This window comes from Sphingobium sp. B2, assembly GCF_007693735.1.
Lineage (GTDB): Bacteria > Pseudomonadota > Alphaproteobacteria > Sphingomonadales > Sphingomonadaceae > Sphingobium > Sphingobium xenophagum.
This window is the reverse complement of the sequence record NZ_VDBZ01000001.1, coordinates 160390-181065: the sequence shown is the minus strand read 5'-3', so window position 1 is coordinate 181065 and position 20676 is coordinate 160390. Positions and strand designations below refer to the sequence as shown.

18 protein-coding genes and 2 pseudogenes are annotated in these 20676 nt (G+C 64.5%); 8 read left to right on the top strand and 12 right to left on the bottom strand.

Annotation, left to right across the window (positions count from 1 at the left end; all coding sequences use genetic code 11):
• Positions 1–14: 14 nt before the first annotated feature.
• The 8 genes and pseudogenes from FE851_RS00910 to FE851_RS00875 form a co-directional block, all read right to left on the bottom strand.
• Positions 15–629: a riboflavin synthase gene (locus FE851_RS00910; protein ID WP_145199057.1), complete on the bottom strand. Its 615-nt coding sequence runs from the start codon at positions 627–629 to the stop codon at positions 15–17.
• 81 nt (positions 630–710) lie between these two features.
• Positions 711–1703 (bottom strand): bifunctional diaminohydroxyphosphoribosylaminopyrimidine deaminase/5-amino-6-(5-phosphoribosylamino)uracil reductase RibD, encoded by a 993-nt coding sequence (ribD, locus tag FE851_RS00905; RefSeq protein ID WP_261370966.1) that lies wholly within the window; start codon positions 1701–1703, stop codon positions 711–713.
• Entirely contained in the window at positions 1700–2176 is a 477-nt protein-coding gene (locus FE851_RS00900) for a hypothetical protein (RefSeq protein ID WP_145199052.1), read from the bottom strand. The genes ribD and FE851_RS00900 overlap by 4 nt, the downstream gene beginning before the upstream one ends.
• Before the next feature lie 99 nt (positions 2177–2275).
• Positions 2276–2995, bottom strand: a complete 720-nt coding sequence (locus tag FE851_RS00895) for an energy transducer TonB (RefSeq protein ID WP_145199049.1) — start codon at positions 2993–2995, stop codon at positions 2276–2278.
• A gap of 116 nt (positions 2996–3111) precedes the next feature.
• Positions 3112–4377, bottom strand: coding sequence for a DUF445 domain-containing protein (locus tag FE851_RS00890; RefSeq protein ID WP_130753825.1), 1266 nt, complete (start codon positions 4375–4377; stop codon positions 3112–3114).
• Positions 4378–4445: 68 nt separating this feature from the next.
• Entirely contained in the window at positions 4446–7610 is a 3165-nt protein-coding gene (locus tag FE851_RS00885) for an efflux RND transporter permease subunit (RefSeq protein ID WP_145199047.1), read from the bottom strand.
• An 81-nt stretch (positions 7611–7691) separates the two neighbouring features.
• Positions 7692–8468, bottom strand: a pseudogene (locus FE851_RS00880) (efflux RND transporter periplasmic adaptor subunit); the annotation flags it as partial.
• Positions 8469–8627: 159 nt separating this feature from the next.
• Positions 8628–9016 (bottom strand): annotated as a pseudogene (locus tag FE851_RS00875) (efflux RND transporter periplasmic adaptor subunit); the annotation flags it as partial.
• A 262-nt stretch (positions 9017–9278) separates the two neighbouring features.
• Between FE851_RS00875 and FE851_RS00870 the strand changes: the two are divergent.
• On the top strand, positions 9279–9527 hold the full coding sequence (locus FE851_RS00870; RefSeq protein ID WP_026002607.1) for a GlsB/YeaQ/YmgE family stress response membrane protein: 249 nt from the start codon (positions 9279–9281) through the stop codon (positions 9525–9527).
• A gap of 74 nt (positions 9528–9601) precedes the next feature.
• Here the strand turns inward: FE851_RS00870 and FE851_RS00865 are convergent, their stop codons facing one another.
• The 3 genes from FE851_RS00865 to FE851_RS00850 form a co-directional block, all read right to left on the bottom strand.
• Positions 9602–9859, bottom strand: a complete 258-nt coding sequence (locus FE851_RS00865) for a GlsB/YeaQ/YmgE family stress response membrane protein (RefSeq protein WP_017184327.1) — start codon at positions 9857–9859, stop codon at positions 9602–9604.
• A gap of 283 nt (positions 9860–10142) precedes the next feature.
• Complete coding sequence (locus FE851_RS00855) at positions 10143–10442, bottom strand: DUF1153 domain-containing protein (RefSeq protein ID WP_006952381.1); 300 nt, start codon at positions 10440–10442, stop codon at positions 10143–10145.
• A gap of 106 nt (positions 10443–10548) precedes the next feature.
• Complete coding sequence (locus FE851_RS00850) at positions 10549–10845, bottom strand: hypothetical protein (protein WP_165418780.1); 297 nt, start codon at positions 10843–10845, stop codon at positions 10549–10551.
• Positions 10846–10952: 107 nt separating this feature from the next.
• Between FE851_RS00850 and mnmA the strand changes: the two genes are divergently transcribed.
• The gene (mnmA, locus tag FE851_RS00845) at positions 10953–12074 is read left to right on the top strand and encodes a tRNA 2-thiouridine(34) synthase MnmA (protein ID WP_145203982.1); all 1122 of its coding nucleotides are present in this window, start codon (positions 10953–10955) and stop codon (positions 12072–12074) included.
• A gap of 108 nt (positions 12075–12182) precedes the next feature.
• Here mnmA and FE851_RS26620 read toward each other — a convergent pair whose 3' ends face one another.
• A complete protein-coding gene (locus FE851_RS26620) occupies positions 12183–12305 on the bottom strand; it encodes a hypothetical protein (protein ID WP_261370820.1) in 123 nt (40 codons plus the stop codon).
• Positions 12306–12396: 91 nt separating this feature from the next.
• Here FE851_RS26620 and hisG point away from each other — a divergent pair, with 91 nt between their 5' ends.
• The 6 genes from hisG (at position 12397) to FE851_RS00810 (ending at position 20601) form a co-directional block, all read left to right on the top strand.
• Positions 12397–13059 (top strand): ATP phosphoribosyltransferase, encoded by a 663-nt coding sequence (gene hisG / locus FE851_RS00840; protein ID WP_017184332.1) that lies wholly within the window; start codon positions 12397–12399, stop codon positions 13057–13059.
• A 105-nt stretch (positions 13060–13164) separates the two neighbouring features.
• Positions 13165–14454, top strand: a complete 1290-nt coding sequence (hisD, locus tag FE851_RS00835; RefSeq protein WP_145199041.1) for a histidinol dehydrogenase — start codon at positions 13165–13167, stop codon at positions 14452–14454.
• Positions 14455–14581: 127 nt separating this feature from the next.
• The gene (gene nusB, locus FE851_RS00830; RefSeq protein WP_145199038.1) at positions 14582–15031 is read left to right on the top strand and encodes a transcription antitermination factor NusB; all 450 of its coding nucleotides are present in this window, start codon (positions 14582–14584) and stop codon (positions 15029–15031) included.
• 253 nt (positions 15032–15284) lie between these two features.
• Complete coding sequence (thiL, locus tag FE851_RS00820; RefSeq protein ID WP_145199032.1) at positions 15285–16199, top strand: thiamine-phosphate kinase; 915 nt, start codon at positions 15285–15287, stop codon at positions 16197–16199.
• Positions 16200–16417: 218 nt separating this feature from the next.
• Positions 16418–18544 carry a sodium-translocating pyrophosphatase gene (locus tag FE851_RS00815; RefSeq protein ID WP_019052233.1) on the top strand — a complete coding sequence of 709 codons (2127 nt, stop codon included), beginning with the start codon at positions 16418–16420 and terminating at the stop codon, positions 18542–18544.
• Positions 18545–18642: 98 nt separating this feature from the next.
• Positions 18643–20601 carry an alpha/beta hydrolase family protein gene (locus tag FE851_RS00810; protein ID WP_145199029.1) on the top strand — a complete coding sequence of 653 codons (1959 nt, stop codon included), beginning with the start codon at positions 18643–18645 and terminating at the stop codon, positions 20599–20601.
• Positions 20602–20676 lie beyond the last annotated feature (75 nt).

The window sequence follows — 20676 nt, the reverse complement described above, 5'->3', positions numbered from 1 at the left end:
ATTTCAAGAGGCAATCACATTGCGCGCGTGCGAAGGCTCATCATCCGGTCGAGATAACGGGCCAGCACGTCAATCTCCAGATTGAACGCACGCCCCTGCGGCAGCGCATCCAGCGTCGTTTCAGCGGCGGTGTGCGGAATGATGTTCAGGCCGAAATGCACGCTGCCATCCGCCTGATCCTCGACATTATTCACTGTCAGCGAAATGCCGTCGAGCGTGATCGATCCCTTGGCCGCCAGCGCTGCGGCCAGCGTGGAAGGCGCGGCAATGACCAGCCGGGTCGAATCGCCTTCGGACGTGGCCGACACCAGATGACCCACGCCATCGACATGCCCGGTGACGATATGCCCGCCCAGTTCGTCTCCGACCTTGAGCGCACGTTCCAGGTTGAGCCGGCCGCCTTCGACCCACAGGCCCGGCGCGGTGCGCGCGACCGTTTCCGCCGACAGGTCGACCGCGAACCAGTCCGCGCCCTTTTCCACTACGGTCAGGCACGCGCCCGAACAGGCGATCGACGCGCCGATCGCCACCGACTCCATGTCATAGGCGCTGCCGATCACCAGCCGCAGGTCGCCGCGCTGTTCCGCCTCGCGGATGGTGCCGATGTCGGTGATGATGCCGGTGAACATAGGTAGAAATCCAATTGTCCGTTCGCCCTGAGCGAAGTCGAAGCCTTCGCTCAGGGCGAACGGGATGAGTTGGTCGTTCCTCTAAGCGCTCGCCACCGCCTCGTAAACCTCCAGACGATCAACGCCCAGCCGCCGTTCGTCGGTCAGTCGCCAGCGGCCATGCGCGTGGGCCAGATCCGCAAGGCCGATGTCGCCGATTCCCGCCAGCCCCGCACCGATCAGGATCGGCGCGCGATACAGCAGCAACCGATCGACCAGCCCCGCCCGCAAAAAGGCCGCCGCCGTTTCCGCGCCCCCCTCCACCAGCAGATGATCGACCCGATCGAGCGCCGCTATCTCTTCGGGCGCGCCGATACGCTCCCAACCGACAGGCGCGTCGCTGCGGCTCAGCAGCACCCGGCGCGGCGAGCGATCCTCCAGCCCCGCCAGCCGCACGTCCAGCCCCGGCGCATCGGCGCGCAACGTGCCGCCGCCGACCACGATCGCATCATGCCGGGCGCGTTCGACATGGGCGTGGGCGCGCGCGTCAGGCCCGGTGATCCAGCGGCTGGACCCATCCGCCAACGCGATCCGCCCATCGAGCGACAGGCCCAGTTTCAGCGTCACATGCGGCCGCCCCCGCGTCTGGCGCAGAACGAAGCCCGCCATCGCGCGCGCCGCTTGCTCCGCCATCAGCCCCATCTCGACCGTCACACCCCGCTCGCGCAGCCAGGCCGCACCCTGCCCATCGGTGCGCGGATCGGGATCGCGCAGCGCGATCACCACCCGCGCGACGCCTGCGCGCGCCAGCAGGTCGGCGCAGCGCGGCCCGCGCGGGGACAGATGAAAACAGGGCTCCAGCGTCACATAGGCGGTCGCGCCATGGGCTTGCTCCATCGCCTGCGCCAGCGCTTGCGCCTCGGCATGGGGGCGCCCACCCTTCTGGGTCCAACCCCGCCCCACGATCCGATCGTACCGGACGATCAGGCAGCCGACATTGGGATTGGGGGTGGAAAGGCCACGCCCGCGCCCCGACAAGGCGATGGCGGCGGCCATGTAGCGCCGGTCGGCGGTAGACGTCGACGTCTGGCTCAGGGCTTGGCGACTTCCTGTTCGGATGAAGGCTTTGGCTGGACCTCCGCCTCTGCCTTCACCAGCCGCTGGTCGAGCATGGCGTTGATCTGCTTGACCGCTTCCTTGCGCCGCGCAGTGTTGCGGGCCTCGTCAGCGCGCCAGTCGATGCCGAACGCATCGGCAATCTTCTGCATCTCCACCTGCTTTTTCTGCAGGATGGCGTCGCGCCGGGCCAGGTCCATTTTCTGTTGCAGGATGATCGCGGCATCGCTGCGATTCGCGTCCCAGCTCTGAAAATAGATGATCTTGTTGCGCGTCGGCATGGTGTTGGTGTTGGCATCGGTGATGAAAGCCCACACGATGACCCAGGTGAACGCCATGGAAACCCCCAGCAGCGGCCATTTATGCTGGCGCGGCTGCCGGAAATAGCCCCACAGATCGCCTAGCGCGCTCTTGGGGGAAACGGGACGGGGAAATATCGCCATGTCGCCCATATAGTGCAGGCCGCGCCCGGATGCAAAAGGGGGAAGGCACGGCAATTGCCGTCGCGCTTCCCCCACCCCCTCCCGCTGGCGGGCGGGGCGCAAAAAAATCTATCGGTCCGTCAATGTGAACCGCACCGTCATTATCTTCGTCGTCGCCACCGGCACGCCGTCCCGCGTGGCGGGGCGGAAGCGCCATTTGCGCAGCGCATGGCGCTGGGTCGCCAGCCAGAAGCTCTCATCCGTTGCCGAAACCCGCGCAATGTCGGTCACGCGCCCTTCGGCGTTGATCGTCACCCGCACCGTCACCGATCCTTCCAGCCCCTGCCGGATCATGGCACCGGGATAATCGGGCTGGAACTGGGGCAGCGCGCGCGGATCGATACCCGCGTCGACCAGCACCGGCGCACGGGGCGGATCGGCAGGCGGCAGGATGATGGTGGGACCAGGATCAATCCCCTCCCCTGTCCCGGCGCTGCCGATCACGACCGGATCGCCCTGCGCCCCAGTCACGATCGGGTCGGCAGTTGTCGGCTGCTGCTGGGTCGGGCGAGTCCTGATCGGCTGCTCGATCGTCGTTTCGACCGGCTCTGGCGGCGGCGCTTTCTCCTCCGGCACGGCATAGGTCTCGAACGGGCGCGTGATCACCGTATCGATCACCTCTTTGGGGATCAGCAGCCACGCCCCGATCACCAGCGCGTGAACGGCGATCGCGCCGCCAATGCCAACCGATGATCCGGTGCCGCCGCGATAGCCCGACGGTGCCGGCTTGTCGCCTCCGCCTGCTATATGCCTATGTCCGATAGCTGCCTGCATGATGCTCAAACGCATTGCCCGACTCCTCTCCCGCCCGTCCGCTTTTGAACGGTGCGTGACATGTTACATCATATTTCTATGATATGATGCAACATGATTTTTAGCGATACATAGTCGCCGGATCAGCGCGTTCAGAACAGCGTGTCGACAGTGTGGATCACCAGGCCGACCAGCCCGCCGACCAGCGTGCCGTTGATGCGGATATATTGCAGGTCGCGGCCCACCGCCCCCTCCAGCCGGTTGGTGATGGTGCCCGCGTCCCAGCCACGCACCGTGTCGCTCACCAGCCGGACGATGGCGTCGCCATAGGTCGCGGTCGCCCCCACCGCCGCGCGCCGGACAAAGCGGTTGATGACATGGCGCAGCCGTGCATCCCCCTGCAACGTACCACCCAATTGGCGCAGCGCCTCGCCCAGCCGCCCGGCCATCGCCTTGCCCGGATCGCGCACCGCACGCAGCAGGCCGCCGCGCGCCTGTTCCCACAATCCGTCGATCCAGCGCTGCATCGCCGGATTGTCGAGAATCTCGTCGCGGATCTGCGCCGCCTTCGCCTGCATCTCGATGTCGAACTGCAAGTCGAAAGCCAGCTTCGCCATCCCCTCCTCGGCCTTCAAGCGCAGGCTGTGCCCCGGATCGGCCGCCATTTCCGCCAGCATCTTGCGCAGCCCGTCGATGATCGCATTGGCCAGATTTTCGTCCAGCCCCGTCCATCGCAACAGCTTGCCCGCTTTGTCATGCACCATCTGGCGGATCAGATGGTCGTTCGCTTCCAGCGTGCGATCGGCCCAATGGATGATGCCGTCCATCACCGGCGCATGGCGACCGTCGCGCATCGCCGCCTCGATCGCCTGCCCCACCAGCGGGCCGACATTGATGCCGCGCAGCCGCTGGCCGATCGCGCCCTTGACCATGCCGCCCAACCGTTCCTGGTCCAGCGCCTCCAGCATGTCGGCGATCAGGCGCGACGCACCCTCGCGCAGCCGCCCGTCGCCCGCCGACGGGCTGGCCAGGAACCGCCCCGCCGCCGCCGCGACATCCATGCCGCGCATGCGCCGGGCGACCACGGCGGGGGTCAGGAAATTGTCGCGCAGGAACAGGGCCAGCGTATCGCCAATCCGGTCCTTGTTGCGCGGAATGATCGCGGTGTGCGGAATGGGCAGGCCCAGCGGATGGCGGAACAGGGCCGTGACCGCGAACCAGTCCGCCAGGCCACCGACCATCGCCGCTTCGGCAAAGGCCTGCACGAAGCCGATGGCCGGATGCAGATGCACGGTGCTGCGCGCGGCGATGAACAACGCCGCCATCGCCAGCAACATGCCCGTCGCCAGCAGCCGCATCCGTCGCGCGGGATTGGGCTGGCTTTCGCCGATGGACCGGGGGACGCGGAGCAGCTTCATGGCTCCCCAACGGTTACGCCGCCGTTTCGTTCAGGCAAAGCGTTCTTTTGGGAAGGGCACCGCGCGCGTCATTCCGCCGGTTGCACGTGCCCCGGCGTCTCCTTGTCGTCGCCCGGCTTGTAGGTCAGCAGCCCCCGGCCCAGGCGCGGCCCGACCCAGCTTTCGATCGCGATCGCCAGGCTGAAGGTCGCCGGCACGATCACCAGCGTCAGCACGGTGGACAGGATCAGCCCGCCGATCACGGTAATGCCCATCGGCGCGCGCCAGGCGCCGTCACCCGACAGCGACAGGGCCGTGGGCACCATGCCCGCGACCATCGCCACCGTCGTCATGACGATCGGCTGGGCGCGCTTGTGACCTGCATCCATGATCGCCTCGAACTTGGGCACGCCCTTCTCCATCTCCTCCAGCGCGAAGTCGATGACGAGAATGGAGTTTTTGGCCACGATCCCCAGCAGCATCAGCAGGCCGATGAACACCGGCATCGACAGCGGTTGCCCCGCGACATGCAGCGCCAGCGCGCCGCCAAGGGGCGCAAGCAGCAGCGACCCCAGATTGACGAAGGGCGGCATGATCCGCTTGTAGAGCAGCACCAGCACCGCCAGCACCAGCAATATGCCCGACACCACGGCGATGGCGAAATTCTGGAGCATTTCCAGCTGCCACTTGGCGTCACCCGCATTGATCTTCTGCACGCCCGGCACGCGGCCTTCGTTGATCGCCTTCATCAGCGGCAAAGCGTTGAGCTTGGCCATGCCTTCGCTGGTCACGATGCCCGGCGCCAGATCGGCGCCCACGACGATGCGCCTGATCTGGTTGTAACGACGGATCTGCGTCGGTCCCGCGCCAAAGCTGATGTCGGCGACAACCTTCAACGGCACCGATCCGCCATTGATGGTGGGTACGGGCATATTTTCGATCGTGCTGAAATCCTTGCGGCTATCCTCTGCGATCGACACGCGGATCGGAATCTGGCGGTCCGACAGAGAGAATTTCGCGCTGTTCTGGTCAATCTCACCGATCGTGGCGATACGGATCGTCTGGCTCAGCGCCGCAGTGGTCACCCCCATGCTGGCGGCCAGGTCCAGCCGCGGCTTGATGATGATTTCGGGACGCTGCATGTCGCCCTGCACGCGCGGCGCGCGCAGTTCGCGGATCTTGGACATTTCCGCGACCAGTTGATTGGCCACCGACTCCAGTTTTACCGGATCGTCAGAGCCGAACATCAGGATGATGTCGCGACCAAAGCCGCCGCCCGACTGCGACTGGAAATTCACCCGCGCGTCCGCAATCGTCTGGAATTTGGGCGCAACCTTGCGTTCCCATTCCACCGAAGAGATGGGGCGATCCTTTTTCAGCGTCAGGAATATGTCGGCACTGGTGGTTTCAATATCGGCAAAGGCAGCTTCCACCACATCGCTGTCGGCGGCCAGCATATCGGCCACCTTGCGCGTGATGGCGGTGGTCTGCGCCAATGTGCTGCCCGGCACGGTTTCGATCTTCACCTGGCTGAAATCGGTGTTGATGACCGGCTGGAACGTCATCGGCAGCGTGGCGAAGGCGGCGATCGTGGCGATGAACGCCAGGAAGCCGAAGCCGACCGTCCACATCCGGTGGTCCAGGAAAACACTGGTGAAACGACGCCAGCCGCCGCGTGCGCGATGGGCGATGGCGCGGCGTTCGTCGAGCGACCAGCGCAGCACCGCCATATAGCGATCCATCAGCCACCCCTCGCCATGACTTGCCGCGCCATGGGCCTTGAGGAAATAGGCGGCGATCATCGGCGTGATCAGGCGCGCGACCGCCAGGCTCATGAGAACCGATACGACCACGGTCATGCCGAACTGGATGAAGAACTGCCCGGAAATCCCCGGCATCAGCGCGACGGGCAGGAACACAGCGACGATCGCCATCGTCGTCGCCAGCACGGCAAGGCCGATTTCGTCAGCCGCATCGATGGACGCCTGATAGGCGCTTTTGCCCATCCGCATATGCCGCACGATATTCTCGATCTCCACGATCGCATCGTCGACCAGCACGCCGGCCACAAGGCTGAGCGCCAGCAAGGAAATGCCGTTCAGCGTAAAGCCCAGCATGTCCATGAACCAGAAGGTCGGGATGGCCGACAACGGGATGGCCAGGGCCGAAATCATCGTTGCGCGCCAATCGCGCAGGAACAGGAACACGACGACCACGGCCAGCACCGCGCCCTCGATCATCGCGGCCATCGCGCTATGATATTGCTCCCTGGTATAATCGACGCTGGTATAAAGCTGCTTATAGGTAACCTTGGGGTTTTCCTTTTTCAGCTTTTCCAGTTCCTTCATCGCATCGTCATAGACAGTGACGTCGGACGATCCCTTGGCCTTTTCCAGGCTGAAGCTGGTGACCTGGCGCCCGTTCATCAGCGACAGGCTGCGCTGTTCGGCATACATGTCGCGCACATCGGCGATGTCGGCCAGCTTGACCGTCCGGCCGCCGCTGATGGCGATCTGCGTCGCGCCCAGGTCGCGCGCATTGGCGGCGTTGCCCAGCACGCGGATCGACTGTTCGGCGCCTGCGATTTCGGTGCGCCCGCCCGCTGCGTTCAGATTGACCTGATTAAGCTGCTGGTTCACCTGCGCCGCGGTGATGCCGAACGCCTGCAATTTGGCCGGGTCCAGAATGACCCGGATTTCGCGGCTCACCCCGCCGCCGCGGTTGACCGCCGCCATGCCGCCGACCGACCGCAATCGTTTTGCGACCGTATTGTCGACATACCAGGACAGTTCCTCCAGCGTCATGTCGGTCGCTTCGGCGCTGAAATAGGCGATCGGCCCGCCGTCGATGTCGACGCGGGTAACCTGCGGTTCCAATATGCCGTCGGGCAAGTCGCTACGGATCTGATCGACAGCGTTCTTGACGTCATTGACCGCCCGGTCGACGGGCGTACCGATCGCGAACTGGATGTTGCTGAGCGATCGGCCTTCGGACACGAAGGACGTGATTTCATCGACCCCGCTGATGCCGCGCACCGCCGCTTCGACCCGCTGGGTAACCTGGGTTTCCAGTTCGGTCGGGGCCGCGCCGGGCTGGCTGACGACCACGCTGACCATCGGGAAGCTGACATCGGGATTATTATTGATGTCCATCCGGCTGAAGCTGACCAGACCAGCCAGCAACAGCGCCGCGAACATGACGAGCGGCGTCACCGGATTGCGAATGGCCCAAGCCGATATATTGCGAAAATTCATGGGCTACAGCTTCCTTCGCCGGACGCGATCCGTCCGTTCATTCCGTCGCACAGCCGCCCCGATGCGGGCCGCCGAATATTCTTACGAAGCCTTCAGGCGCTCCGGCTTGACCTTCTGTCCCGGCGTCAGGAAGGCGCCGGCCGACGTCACGATCTTTTCATTGCCCGTGATGCCGCTCGTCACGGCAACGCCGGCCTCCGACACCTGACCCACGGTCACGTTGCGCCGTTCGACTTCATTCTTGGCATTGACGACATAGACATAATTGCCCTTGGGATCACTCTGCACCGCCGATTCCGGCAGCAAGGGCGCGTTGCCCGATCCGCTGGTGATCGTGACGGACGCAAAGCCGCCCGGCCGGATCGCGGGCTGATAGGGGAGCGCGATGCGGGCGATGCCCTGCCGCGTCTGCGGATCGACCACAGGCGACACCTGCCATACCCGTCCGGCAAACTGGTCCTTGCTACCCACGGGGGTCACAATGGCGCTGTTGCCCGCACGCAGCGTTGCCAGGTCGCCCTCGGCCACCTGCGCCAGCAATTCCATCTCGCCATCCTTGGCCATGCGGAACAGTACGCCGCTGCCAGATCCCACAATCTGCCCCGGCTCGACCGCGCGGGTCAGCACCAGGCCGTTGGCGGGCGCGCGAATATCCAGTCGCCCGGTGCGGGCGCGCTGTTCGGCCAGCTGGGCGACGGCGACATTGACGCGGGCCACGGCCGCGTCGCGCGTCGCGGTGCGCTGGTCGATATCCGCTGCGCTGATGAAACCACGCCCGACCAGCGCCTTGGCGCGATCCAGCTGCGCCTGCGCCAGCTTGGCGTCGGCGCGGGCCACATCGACCTGCGCGGCGAGCGAATTGCCCTGCTGCGCCTGCACCTGTCTCTTATACACATCTAGATGTGTATAAGAGACAGGATGAAACCACGCCCGACCCGCGCCTTGGCGCGATCCAGGTGCGCCTGCGCCAGCTTGGCGACGGCGCGGGCCACATCGACCGGCGCGGCGAGCGAATTGCCCTGCTGCGCCTGCACCGCCCGTTCGATCACGGCCAGCACCTGCCCGGCGCGAACCCAGTCGCCCGGCTGCACCAAGACGCGGGTGACCATGCCGCCTTCACCCACGACGCCGACCGGCATGTCGATCCGCGCAGCAAGTGATCCGGTGGCGGTCACGGTGCGTGCGACGGTCGACTGACCGGGGCTGTTGACGGTGACGACGGGCACCTGTGCCGTGACCGCAGGCGCAGCGGCGCCGCCACCCCTGGTCGAAATCCATACCGCACCGCCGACCAGCGCCACGATGACCACCGCCGCGACCAGCAACAGCCGCCGCTTGCGCGCACGCGCATCCTCATCGTCGATGACGACCGCTGAGTCGGCCGTGACCTGGGTTTCGTAATTCATGCGATTCTGTCTCTCCGGCGCTTCGCCATCCAGCAACTGTATTATATCAATATAGCACCGGCCTCAACCCCCAATATCATGGGTCAAAGGGGGAGGGCAAAGCGATATTGCGCGATTGTATAAACCGGAACGGTGGAAAGGGCAGGCGGCATTGTTAGCGCAATCATTTGCAATTTCCGCCCGTCAGCGGATTCATTTGCCAAAAGCGCCCGATTATGGCGCTATGCGCGTGGGCGCGAAGATCAACAGGGAGGAGCGGGCCATGGACTTGCTGGGTTGGATCATCATCGGCCTGCTGGCGGGGGCAATCGCAAAGCTGATCATGCCGGGGCGCGATCCTGGCGGCTGTATCGTCACGATCCTGCTGGGCATCGCCGGTGCCCTGCTGGCGGGCTTCGTCGGCCGACTCGCGGGCTTCTACGCGCCGGGTGAGCGCGCAGGTTTCATCGCCGCCATATTGGGATCGGTCGCGGTGCTGGCGCTCTATCGCTGGTTCGCCGCGCGACGATAGGCGGGACATAATGAAAAGACCGCGCCCGGTTGGGGGCGCGGTCTTTTGGGTGGTCAGTCTTTCCGGGGGTGCGGTTAGCGCACCGACCCGCGACGGACCAGATTGACGATCGCCAGCAGGATGACTGCGCCGACCAGCGACACCAGGAAGCTGTACAGCGACAGGCCGGCATTGTTGATCGAACCGCCGCTGAAAATCATGCCGCCGATGAACGCACCGACGACGCCGACGACGATATTGAGCAGGATGCCCTGCTGCGCGTCGGTCCGCATGATCATGCTGGCGAGCCAGCCGATAATGCCTCCGACGATAAGCCACATAATGATGCCCATGTTACTCTCCTTGACCACGCCCCCAGCGGGTTGGGTGCTGCGGGATTAACGGTGCACGGGGCGGAGCGTTCCATGAGCCAAAAATGATTCCGGGCGGGAAACCATCCCCGTCCCGCGTCGTTACAGGCGGTTTTGCCGCCGCCGACCATTTCAGCGCCACCCGGCCGCTATCGGTGCGGCTGCGCAAGGGCGCGTTTCGGGACCGGCCCTCGCGCAAAAGGGGCCGCCGGATGCTGTCCGGCGGCCCCTTTTCATGCTGCATCAGCGATGCCTGGGCGACAGATTAATATTTCTGCTGCCGTTCATAGAGGGATTTATAATATTGGATGCGCGTCACGCGCAGGCCATGCATGCCTGACCGGTCGACCGCCCGCTGCCAGCCGGCAAATTCTTCCAGCGTCAGATTATAGCGCGCGCACGCTTCATCCACGGTCAGCAACCCGCCGTTGACGGCCGACACGACTTCGGCCTTGCGCCGCACGACCCATCGGGTCGTGTCCGGTGGCGGCAGGCTGTCCAGCGTCAGCGGTTCTCCGAGCGGCCCGACGACCTGGGCTGGTCGTATTTTCTGGTTTTCAATCATTACTACCCTCAAAAGCGGCGCTGGCGTTGTCAAATCCAGCAGCGAAACCTTGATATATGTTCAGCCCTGAAGAACGGCTAAAGCGCCAAGGTAAACGCCACCTTCATCATCCTTTCCCCACAGCTAAACGGTTCGCGATCAGCGGATTAAAGCTTCCTGCAAGCCGAACGGCCTCGATCATGCCGCTGGAACGTGGCGCGAAAATTCCCGACAGTTCCTGAATCCAGTCTTCCGTTCCATCCTGCCCCCGCAGGACGCCCGCAACCGCCCGCGCCGTCGGGCTGGCCGCCTGCTGTGCCGCACAGGCGGCGCGCAGGAACGGCCAGACCGGCACGCGTCCGCGGCCAAGGGGTCTGGCATGGGCGGGGGTAAGCCCGCCTGTCCTAAGAAAACTCAAATCCATGACGCTGCTTCTACACGGCAATGGATAAGGGTCGGTAAATGCGCGCTCGCTTCGTCGCAAAGCTGAAACACTGGCACCCGACGCCCATCATCCCTATAGGCACAGCCATGCAGCCAGAGTTTCAGCTAGCCCAATTCCAGTTGACAGGTCCGCTTGACGCGCGGCGCATCGTCGTTGCCATGTCCGGCGGGGTCGATTCCTCCGTCGTCGCCGCGCTCGCCGCCAAAACCGGCGCGGAAGTGATCGGCGTCACGCTCCAGCTTTACGATCATGGCGCGGCGGTTGGCCGCACGGGAAGCTGCTGCGCCGGGCAGGACATACGCGACGCGCGCGCCGTGGCGGACCGGATCGGCATCGCCCATTATGTGTTCGATTATGAAAGCCGCTTTCGCGAATCCGTGATTGCCGACTTTGCCGACGAATATATGGCCGGGCGTACCCCCATCCCCTGCGTCAAATGCAATATGGGGGTGAAATTCACCGACCTGTTCCAGATCGCGCGCGACCTTGGGGCCGACTGCCTCGCCACCGGCCATTATGTCCGCCGGGTGGAGGGGCCGCAGGGTGCAGAGTTACACCGCGCCGCCGATCCCGCCCGCGACCAGAGCTATTTCCTCTTCGCCACCACCCAGGCGCAGCTTGATTATCTGCGCTTTCCCTTGGGCGCCCTGCCCAAGCCGCAGGTGCGCGAAATCGCCGCCGAACTGGGGCTGGCCGTAGCCTTGAAGCCCGACAGCCAGGACATCTGCTTCGTCCCCGACGGCGATTATGCCAAGATCGTGCGCAAACTGCGCCCCGACGCAGACGAAGGCGGCGATATCGTCCATGTCGATGGCCGGGCGCTGGGCCGGCACAAGGGGATGATCCATTTCACCGTCGGCCAGCGCAAGGGGCTGGAAATCGGCGGCCAGCCCGATCCGCTCTACGTCATCCGCCTGGATGCGGCGGGCAAGCGCGTGATCGTGGGACCAAAGGCCGCACTGGCGGTATCGGGCGCGACCCTCACCGACATAAACTGGCTGGGCCGCGACTTTGCCGGGCCACTGACGGCCAAGGTGCGGTCTATGGCGAAACCCGTGCCCGCGCGGCTGATGGACGGTCAACTCCTGTTCGACGCCCCCGAATATGGCGTCGCGCCGGGACAGGCGGCGGTGCTCTATGACGGCGACCATGTGCTGGGCGGCGGCTGGATCGCCAGCACGCAGAGCGCGATGGCGGAAGTGGCCTAACCTCCACCACCTCGTCATGCCGGGCTTGACCCGGCATCCCGCTTTTCTTCGCGAGCCACACAAGAAGCGGGATCCCGGCTTCCGCCGGGATGACGGAAGGGAAGGCAATCAGGCCGCTGCCAAAATCGCCGCCAGCCCCAGCAATGCCAAGCCCAAAATAGCAATTAGCTTCCAGCCCACAGACAGGTCGCTCGTGAAGAAACCTGCGATAATGTCAATGAGTATGGACATCGCGCCACCTTATGCCCTTTTCGATCGCTGGCTAGTAGCAACGCCCCAAATCCTTGCCCTGCCCCCCCGGCCCCGCTAAGGCCCGCGCGTCATGACTCGCACCCTCACCTTCGCCATTCCCAAGGGCCGCATCCTCGATGAAGCGCTGCCCTTGCTCGCCAAAGCCGGTATCGAGCCGGAGGCGGAATTTCATGACAAGAAGAGCCGGGCGCTCCGCTTCGCGACAAATCACGCCAATGTTTCGATCATCCGCGTGCGCGCGTTCGATGTCGCCACCTTCGTCGCCCATGGCGCGGCGCAGATCGGCATTGTCGGCTCCGACGTGGTCGAGGAATTCGACTATTCCGAACTATACGCGCCGGTCGACCTCGACATCGGCCATTGCCGCCTGTCGGTCGCGCAGCCAGCCGATCTGGCCGATGAAGATGAAGCCGCGATCAGCCATGTCCGCGTCGCCACCAAATATCCGCACCTGACGCGCAAATATTATGAAGCGCGCGGGCTTCAGGCGGAATGCGTCAAGCTGAACGGTGCGATGGAACTGGCCCCATCGCTTGGGCTTTCGCGCCGCATCGTCGATCTTGTCTCGTCGGGCGCGACGCTCAAGGCCAATGGCCTTGTCGAAACCGACATCATCATGCCCATTTCCGCCCGCCTGATCGTCAACCGCGCCGCCTTCAAGATGCGCTCGGCCGAACTCGCGCCGATGGTGGAGGCGTTTCGCAAGGCCGTGGGGGTCAAGGATGCGGCGTAACCGGAACTACCGTGCTCCCGCGCAGGCGGGAGCCCAGCTCCGCCCTGTCGACTGGGCTCCCGCCTGCGCGGGAGCACGCGGTTTTCTGGCGTTAGGATCACGTCCATGACCCAGCGCCTCACCACCACCGCGCCCGATTTCGCCGCCGCCTTCACCGACCTGGTCGACGCGCGCCGCGAAGCCGATGAAGATGTCTCGCGCGATGTCACCGCGATCCTGAAAGCCGTGCGCGCAAACGGAGACGCGGCGCTGGCCGACTATACGCAGCGTTTCGACCATCATGACCTGAACGTCACCGGATGGGCCGTGACGGCGGCGGAAACCCGCGCTGCGCTCGACACGCTCTCGTCCCCGCTGCGCGACGCGCTCGAACTCGCCGCCGCGCGCATCACCGCCTATCATGAAAAGCAGCGGCCCGTGGACAGCGACGGCGTGGACAGCGCGGGCGTGCGCCTGGGCGCGCGCTGGAGCGCGGTCGACGCAGCGGGCCTCTATGTACCGGGCGGGCGCGCCGCCTATCCCAGTTCGCTGCTGATGAACGTCATCCCGGCCAAGGTCGCGGGCGTGCAGCGCATCGCGATGGTCACACCCACCCCCAATGGGGAGATCAACCCGCTGGTGCTGGCCGCCGCGCAGATTGCGGGGATAGAGGAAATCTGGCGCGTCGGCGGGGCGCAGGCCGTCGCCGCGCTCGCCTATGGCACAGACCGGATCGCCCCGGTGGACGTCATCACCGGACCCGGCAATGCCTGGGTCGCCGAAGCCAAGCGCCAGCTTTACGGCGTGGTCGGCATCGACATGGTCGCCGGGCCTTCGGAAATCGTCGTCGTCGCGGACGGCAGGAATAATCCCGACTGGATCGCCGCCGACTTGCTCAGCCAGTCGGAACATGACCCGACCAGCCAGTCGATCCTGTTCACCGATGACGCGGCCTTTGCCGATGCGGTCGATCGCGCGGTCGACGGGCGGCTTGGCCAACTCGCCACGGAAAAGGTCGCCCGCGCCAGCTGGACCGCCAATGGCGCGATCATCATCGTGCGTGATTTTGAAGAGGCGATGCCGCTGGTCAACCGTCTCGCCGCCGAACATCTCGAACTCGCGGTGGACGATCCCGACGCGCTGTTCGCCAAGGTACGGCACGCCGGATCGGTTTTCCTGGGTCGCATGACGCCCGAAGCGGTCGGCGATTATGTCGCCGGGCCGAACCACGTCCTGCCCACGGGCCGTCGCGCGCGCTTCTCGTCGGGCCTGTCGGTGCTGGACTTCATGAAACGCACCAGCTTCCTCAGCCTCGACGATGCCGCGATCCGCGCGATCGGCCCGGCGGCTGTGGCGCTGGCGCAGGCCGAAGGCCTGCCAGCGCACGCGGCGTCAGTATCTCTCCGTTTAACATAAATTCCGTTCGTCCTGAGCGAAGTCGAAGGGCTGGGCAGAGGCGAAGCCGCTTCGCTCAGCAGAGGGCTTCGACATTTTTCGAGGCAAGCGACTCGTAAAAACAGCCCGAACGGCTAAGGAAGACATTATGAACGCACGCTCCAAATCCCGCTCCGCCGCGCGCCTTGCCGCGGTCCAGGCGCTGTACCAGCTCGAAATGGAGGGTACGCCCGTCCATGTCCTGCTGCACGAATTCCATGCCCATCGCCTGGGCGCCACGATCGAGGATGTCACCTACGCCCCGGCGGAGGAGCCGTTTTTCGATGATATCGTGTCCGGCGTGGACAAGCGCCGGGACGAGATCGACGCGCTGATCGTCGCCCGCCTGTCGAGCGGCTGGAGCCTAGACCGGCTCGACAAGCCGATGCGCCAGATCCTGCGCGCGGGCACCTATGAACTGCTGGCCCGCGCCGACATCGCGACCGCGACGATCATCAGCGAATATGTCGATGTCGCCCACGCCTTCTACGACAAGCGCGAATCCGGCTTTGTGAACGGCTTGCTGGATGCCGTGGCCAAGGACGCGCGGGGGTCATAACCCCCCTCCGTTCGTTTCGAGCGAAGTCGAGAAACCTGTGCGCGGCGTTTCTCGCCTTCGCTCGAAACGAACGGAGGGGGGTTATGACCCTGTCTCTTATACACATCTAGATGTGTATAAGAGACAGGGTCATAACCCCCCTCCGTTCGTTTCGAGCGAAGTCGAGAAACCTGTGCGCGGCGTTTCTCGACTTCGCTCGAAACGAACGGATGAAAGCATTTCGGATTGATGGTCAGAAGGCTAGACTCCTGCCATGTCCGCCGAATCCCGCTTCCTCGCCCTGCTGCGCCTGCTGGCCAACCATCCCGCCGCGCAGGGGTTGATGGACGACGTCGCAATCCTGCCGGTCGGCGACACGAAACTCATCCTCACCAGCGACACGATGGTGGAGGGGGTCCATTATCTCCCCACCGATCCGCCCGCCGACATTGGCTGGAAACTCGCTGCCGTGAATCTGTCCGACCTCGCGGCCAAGGGCGCACGGCCGGTCGGCTGCCTGCTCAACTATGCGCTGTCGGGCGACGAAGCGTGGGACGCCGCCTTTCTCGACGGGCTGGGCGAGGCGCTTGACCGCCATGGCCTGCCGCTGCTGGGCGGCGATACGGTCAAGATGCCCGATGGCGCGCCACGCAGCTACACGCTGACCGCGATCGGCGAGGCAGGCGGCCCCATCCCCACCCGCGACGGCGCGCAGCCGGGGGACATGCTCTATGTCACTGGCCCGGTCGGCGACGCAGGCATCGGCCTCACCCTTGCCCGTGCCGATCCCGGCGCGTCCGGCCCGCTGGTCGACGCCTATCGCCGCCCCCGTCCCCGCCTGTCCGAAGGCGCGCTGATCGCCCCGCTGGCCAGCGCGATGATGGACCTGTCGGACGGCCTGCTGATCGACGCGCAGCGGATGGCGCAGGCCAGCGGCGTCGCCATCACCATCGACCATATCCCCTTGTCCCCCGCGCTGGAGAGCGTGCGCGGGGCCAGCACCGCGGTGCAGATCGCCGCGGCCCAGGCCGGGGACGACTATGAACTGCTCTTCACCCTGCCGCGCGGCGAAACGCCCCCCGTCCGCGCCATCCGCATCGGCCATGTCAGTGCCGGGACGGGCCTGACCCTTATGATCGACGGCGCAACCGTGCCATTACCGGCCACACTTGGCTGGGAACACGGATAGTCCCCCAACCCGCTTGACGCGCGCTGCCGGGCCTGTAGCTTCATCTCACCCTATTCTCAGCCCGGTTGGACCGCTTATGTGCGTGTGCCTGTTGCTGATTGACGCGGTGCCAGATGCCGGACCCCCTCCGTCCGGCCGCCCGCCTATGCGCCCTTCGTTCGCCCGTCATTCCCTGCGGAGCGGCCGATGAAAGTCATAAACGGGGGAGAGGAACGTCTATGCCAATCGTCATCATCGCCATAGGGTGCGGCCTGCTGGCCGTGCTCTACGGCCTGTTCACCAGCCGGCAGGTGCTCAATGCGCCTGCGGGCAACGCCACCATGCAATCGATCGCCGCCGCCATTCAGGAAGGGGCGAAAGCCTATCTGGGCCGCCAATATACCACCATCGCCATTGTCGGCGCGGTCGTCGCGCTGCTGGTATTCTATTTTCTGGGGCTGACCTCGGCGGTCGGCTTCCTGATCGGCGCGGTCCTGTCGGGTGCGGCGGGCTTTATCGGCATGAATATTTCGGTGCGCGCCAATGTCCGCACCGCAGAAGCCTGTCGCGGCACGCTGCAAAGCGGCCTCACCGTCGCCTTCCGCGCCGGGGCCATCACCGGCATGCTCGTGGCGGGCCTTGCCCTGCTCGCGATCAGCCTGTTCTTCTGGTATCTGACCGGCCCGGCCGGCCATGCGCCCGACGATCGCCTCGTCATCGACAGCCTCGTCGCGCTGGCGTTCGGCGCGTCGCTCATCTCCATCTTCGCGCGCCTTGGCGGCGGCATCTTTACCAAGGCCGCCGATGTCGGCGCGGATCTGGTGGGCAAGGTCGAAGCCGGCATACCGGAAGACGACCCACGCAACCCCGCCGTCATCGCCGACAATGTCGGTGACAATGTCGGCGATTGCGCGGGCATGGCCGCCGACCTGTTCGAAACCTATGTCGTCACCGTCGGCGCGACCATGGTGCTGATCGCGCTGCTGGTCGCGGGCGTCGACAACGCCTTCAAGATGAGCCTGATGTCGCTCCCGCTGATCGTGGGCGGGGTGTGCATCATCACCTCCATCATCGGCACCTATTTCGTGCGGCTGGGGTCCAGCCAGTCGATCATGGGGGCGCTCTACAAGGGCTTCTGGGTCACCGCGATCCTTTCCATCCCGGCCATCTATTATGTCAGCTGGCGCACGCTGGGCGACATGAACGCGGTGTTCGGTGCGGATCTGGACGGGGTCGGCGGCTATACCGGCATGGACCTGTTCTGGTCGATGATGGTCGGGCTGGCCGTCACCGGGCTGCTCGTCGTCATCACCGAATATTATACCGGCACCAATTATCGCCCGGTCCGCTCCATCGCCAAGGCGTCCGAAACCGGCCATGGCACCAACGTCATTCAGGGGCTGGCCGTCAGCCTGGAATCGACCGCCTTGCCCACGCTGGTCATCGTCGCGGGCATCATCGTCGCCCATCAGCTGGCGGGCCTGATCGGCATCGCCTTTGCCGCAACCGCCATGCTGGCGCTTGCCGGGATGGTCGTGGCGCTCGATGCCTATGGCCCTGTTACCGACAATGCCGGCGGCATTGCCGAAATGGCGCATCTCGATGACAGCGTCCGGGTCAAGACCGACGCGCTCGACGCTGTGGGCAACACGACCAAGGCGGTGACGAAGGGCTATGCCATCGGCTCGGCGGGGCTGGCCGCGCTGGTGCTGTTCGGCGCCTATACGGAGGATCTGAAATTCTACAATTCGGCGCTGGGCCTTACCGCCCCGGTCGATTTCAGCCTCTCCAACCCTTATGTCATCGTCGGGCTGCTGCTGGGCGCTTTGCTCCCCTATCTGTTCGGGGCAATGGGCATGACGGCCGTGGGCCGCGCCGCCGGTGACGTGGTAAAAGACGTCCGCGCGCAGTTCGCGGAAAACAAGGGCATCATGGACGGCACCAGCAAGCCCGATTATGCCCGCACGGTCGATCTGGTGACGAAGGCGGCGATCAAGGAAATGATCGTCCCCTCGCTCCTGCCCGTCCTTGCGCCCATCATCGTCTATTTCGTCATCGCCGCTGTCGCGGGCGTCTCCAACGGCTTTGCCGCCCTTGGCGCGCTGCTGCTGGGCGTCATCGTGTCGGGCCTGTTCGTCGCCATCTCCATGACCAGTGGCGGCGGCGCATGGGACAATGCGAAGAAATATATCGAGGATGGCCATCATGGCGGCAAGGGCAGCGAAGCCCATAAGGCCGCCGTCACCGGCGACACGGTGGGTGATCCCTACAAGGACACGGCCGGCCCGGCCGTCAACCCGATGATCAAGATCACCAACATCGTCGCACTGCTGCTGCTGGCCGCGCTGGCGCATGGGGGCATGTAGTCCCCACAACGGACTGAAACGATAACAAAAATATCGTGACGAAGCGCCAACCCCGCCCTATTTCCCAGGGCGGGGTTGGTCGTTTCGGGGGCATAGGAATGAAAGCGTTTTTCACATGGCTGGCAAGCAGCGCCCTGCCTTTCGCGGCGCTGGCGCAGACCGACGCCCCCGTTGCTCCGGCCCAGACCAACGCACCGGCCTACACGCTTAAGGATTTCGCCGCGCTGCCGCTCATGGATGCGCCGGCCCTGTCGCCCAACGGCCTGCATATCGCCAGCCGCGTGGCGGTGAACGGCGAACAGCGACTCGTCATCGCCGACGTTCATGAAGGCGCCGACCGTATCCGATCGATAGGGTTGAGCGACAACGACCTCAACTGGTGGCAATGGGTCAATGACGACTGGCTGATTGCTGGCGTGGGCGCTGAAAGCAATGTGCAGGGGACGCCCTGGTATATCAGCCGCGTCGTCAGCATAAAACGTGATGGCAGCAAGGTGATCCTGCTGGCGAAAAAGGACGCTGCGCAAAATGCCGACGATGTCATCTGGATGGCGCGCGACGGCACGCCGCGCATCATGCTCTCATACCAGACCGCCATATTTTATAACGAGCCGGGTTTCTGGCCAAGGGTCGATGAAATTGACGTCAGCACCGGACGGATGCACAGCGTCGTCGCCCCGAAAACGTTCGTGCGCAGCTGGTTTGCCGACGCAGCCGGCACGGTTCGCATGGGCGTGGGCTATAGTGATGCGACGCGAACGGCGAAACTTGTCTATCGACCGGACGGGAAAGCATCGTTCCGAACGATCGATCGCGCCGATCGCCGCCGTGGCGAATCCCTTGTCTCGCCACTGCTTTTTACCGCAGATCCGAACAAGGCGATTGCAGAAGATGATCGCGAGGGCACCGATGCCCTCTACGAACTGGACCTGACCACGCTGGAGTTGGGGAAGAAGATTTTTTCCGCTCCGGGTTTCGACATAGGCAGCATATCGACCGACAGCAGCGGAATGGCGCTCGCCGGTGTGGCCTACACCGCAAACGGGCCGTCGGTCCATTGGTTCGACGCCACTCTGGCCAAGATTCAGGCGGATCTGGACAAGGCGGTTCCCGATCGGCGCGCGCGTATCATATCGCTCAGCCGCGACCGGCAAAGGATGATCGTCCATGTCGGCTCGGCCGATCAGCCGGGCGCCTATTATTATTATGATACCAATGCAGGCGCGATGAGCCTGTTGTCCAAGGTCAGCAGCCGGTTCAGCACGAAAACCCATCTCGGCCCGGTCAAGACCATCCACTACAAGGCGCGCGACGGGCTGGACATCGCAGCCGTCCTGGCCCTGCCGGTCGGATCGGCGGCGAAGGATCTGCCGCTCATCCTGATGCCCCATGGCGGCCCGTTCGCCCGTGACAGCGAAGATTGGGACTGGTGGGTGCAGTTCCTCGCCTGGCGCGGCTATGCCGTGCTGCAACCCAATTATCGCGGCTCGTCGGGCTATGGCACCGCCTTTGCGGAAAAGGGCGAAGGGCAATGGGGCCTTGCCATGCAGGACGACCTGAACGATGCGGTCGACTGGGCGGTCAAGCAAGGCATTGCCGATCCCAAACGCATCTGCATGGTGGGCGCTTCCTATGGCGGTTATGCCGCCATGCGCGCGGCCCAGCGCGATCCGGCGAAATATCGCTGCGCCGTCTCTTATGCCGGGGTATCGGACCTGGCGGCGATGATGCGCTATGATCGTCGCTTCCTCAACCATAGCACGCGCCAGGACTGGCTGAAGGAACAGGCTCCCGATTTCGCGTCGGTCTCGCCAGTCCATTTTGCCAGCCAGTTTGCCACGCCCATCCTGCTGATGCACGGCAAGAAGGACCGGCGCGTTCAGGTCAGCCAATCCCGCGAAATGGCCGAAAAGCTCAAGGCCGCAGGCAAGGTCGAGGGGCGCGACTATATCTATGTCGAACAACCGCTTGCCGATCATCATTTTTCCCGTGAAGCGGACCGGCTGGAGTTTCTCGAACAGATGGACGCCTTTTTGAAAGCGCATAACCCGGCGTGACAGCCTCGCCTGGCAACATTGTGTCACAAAACCGCAATTTTTCAGTCACCACATTGTAACGTAACGGTCATAGAG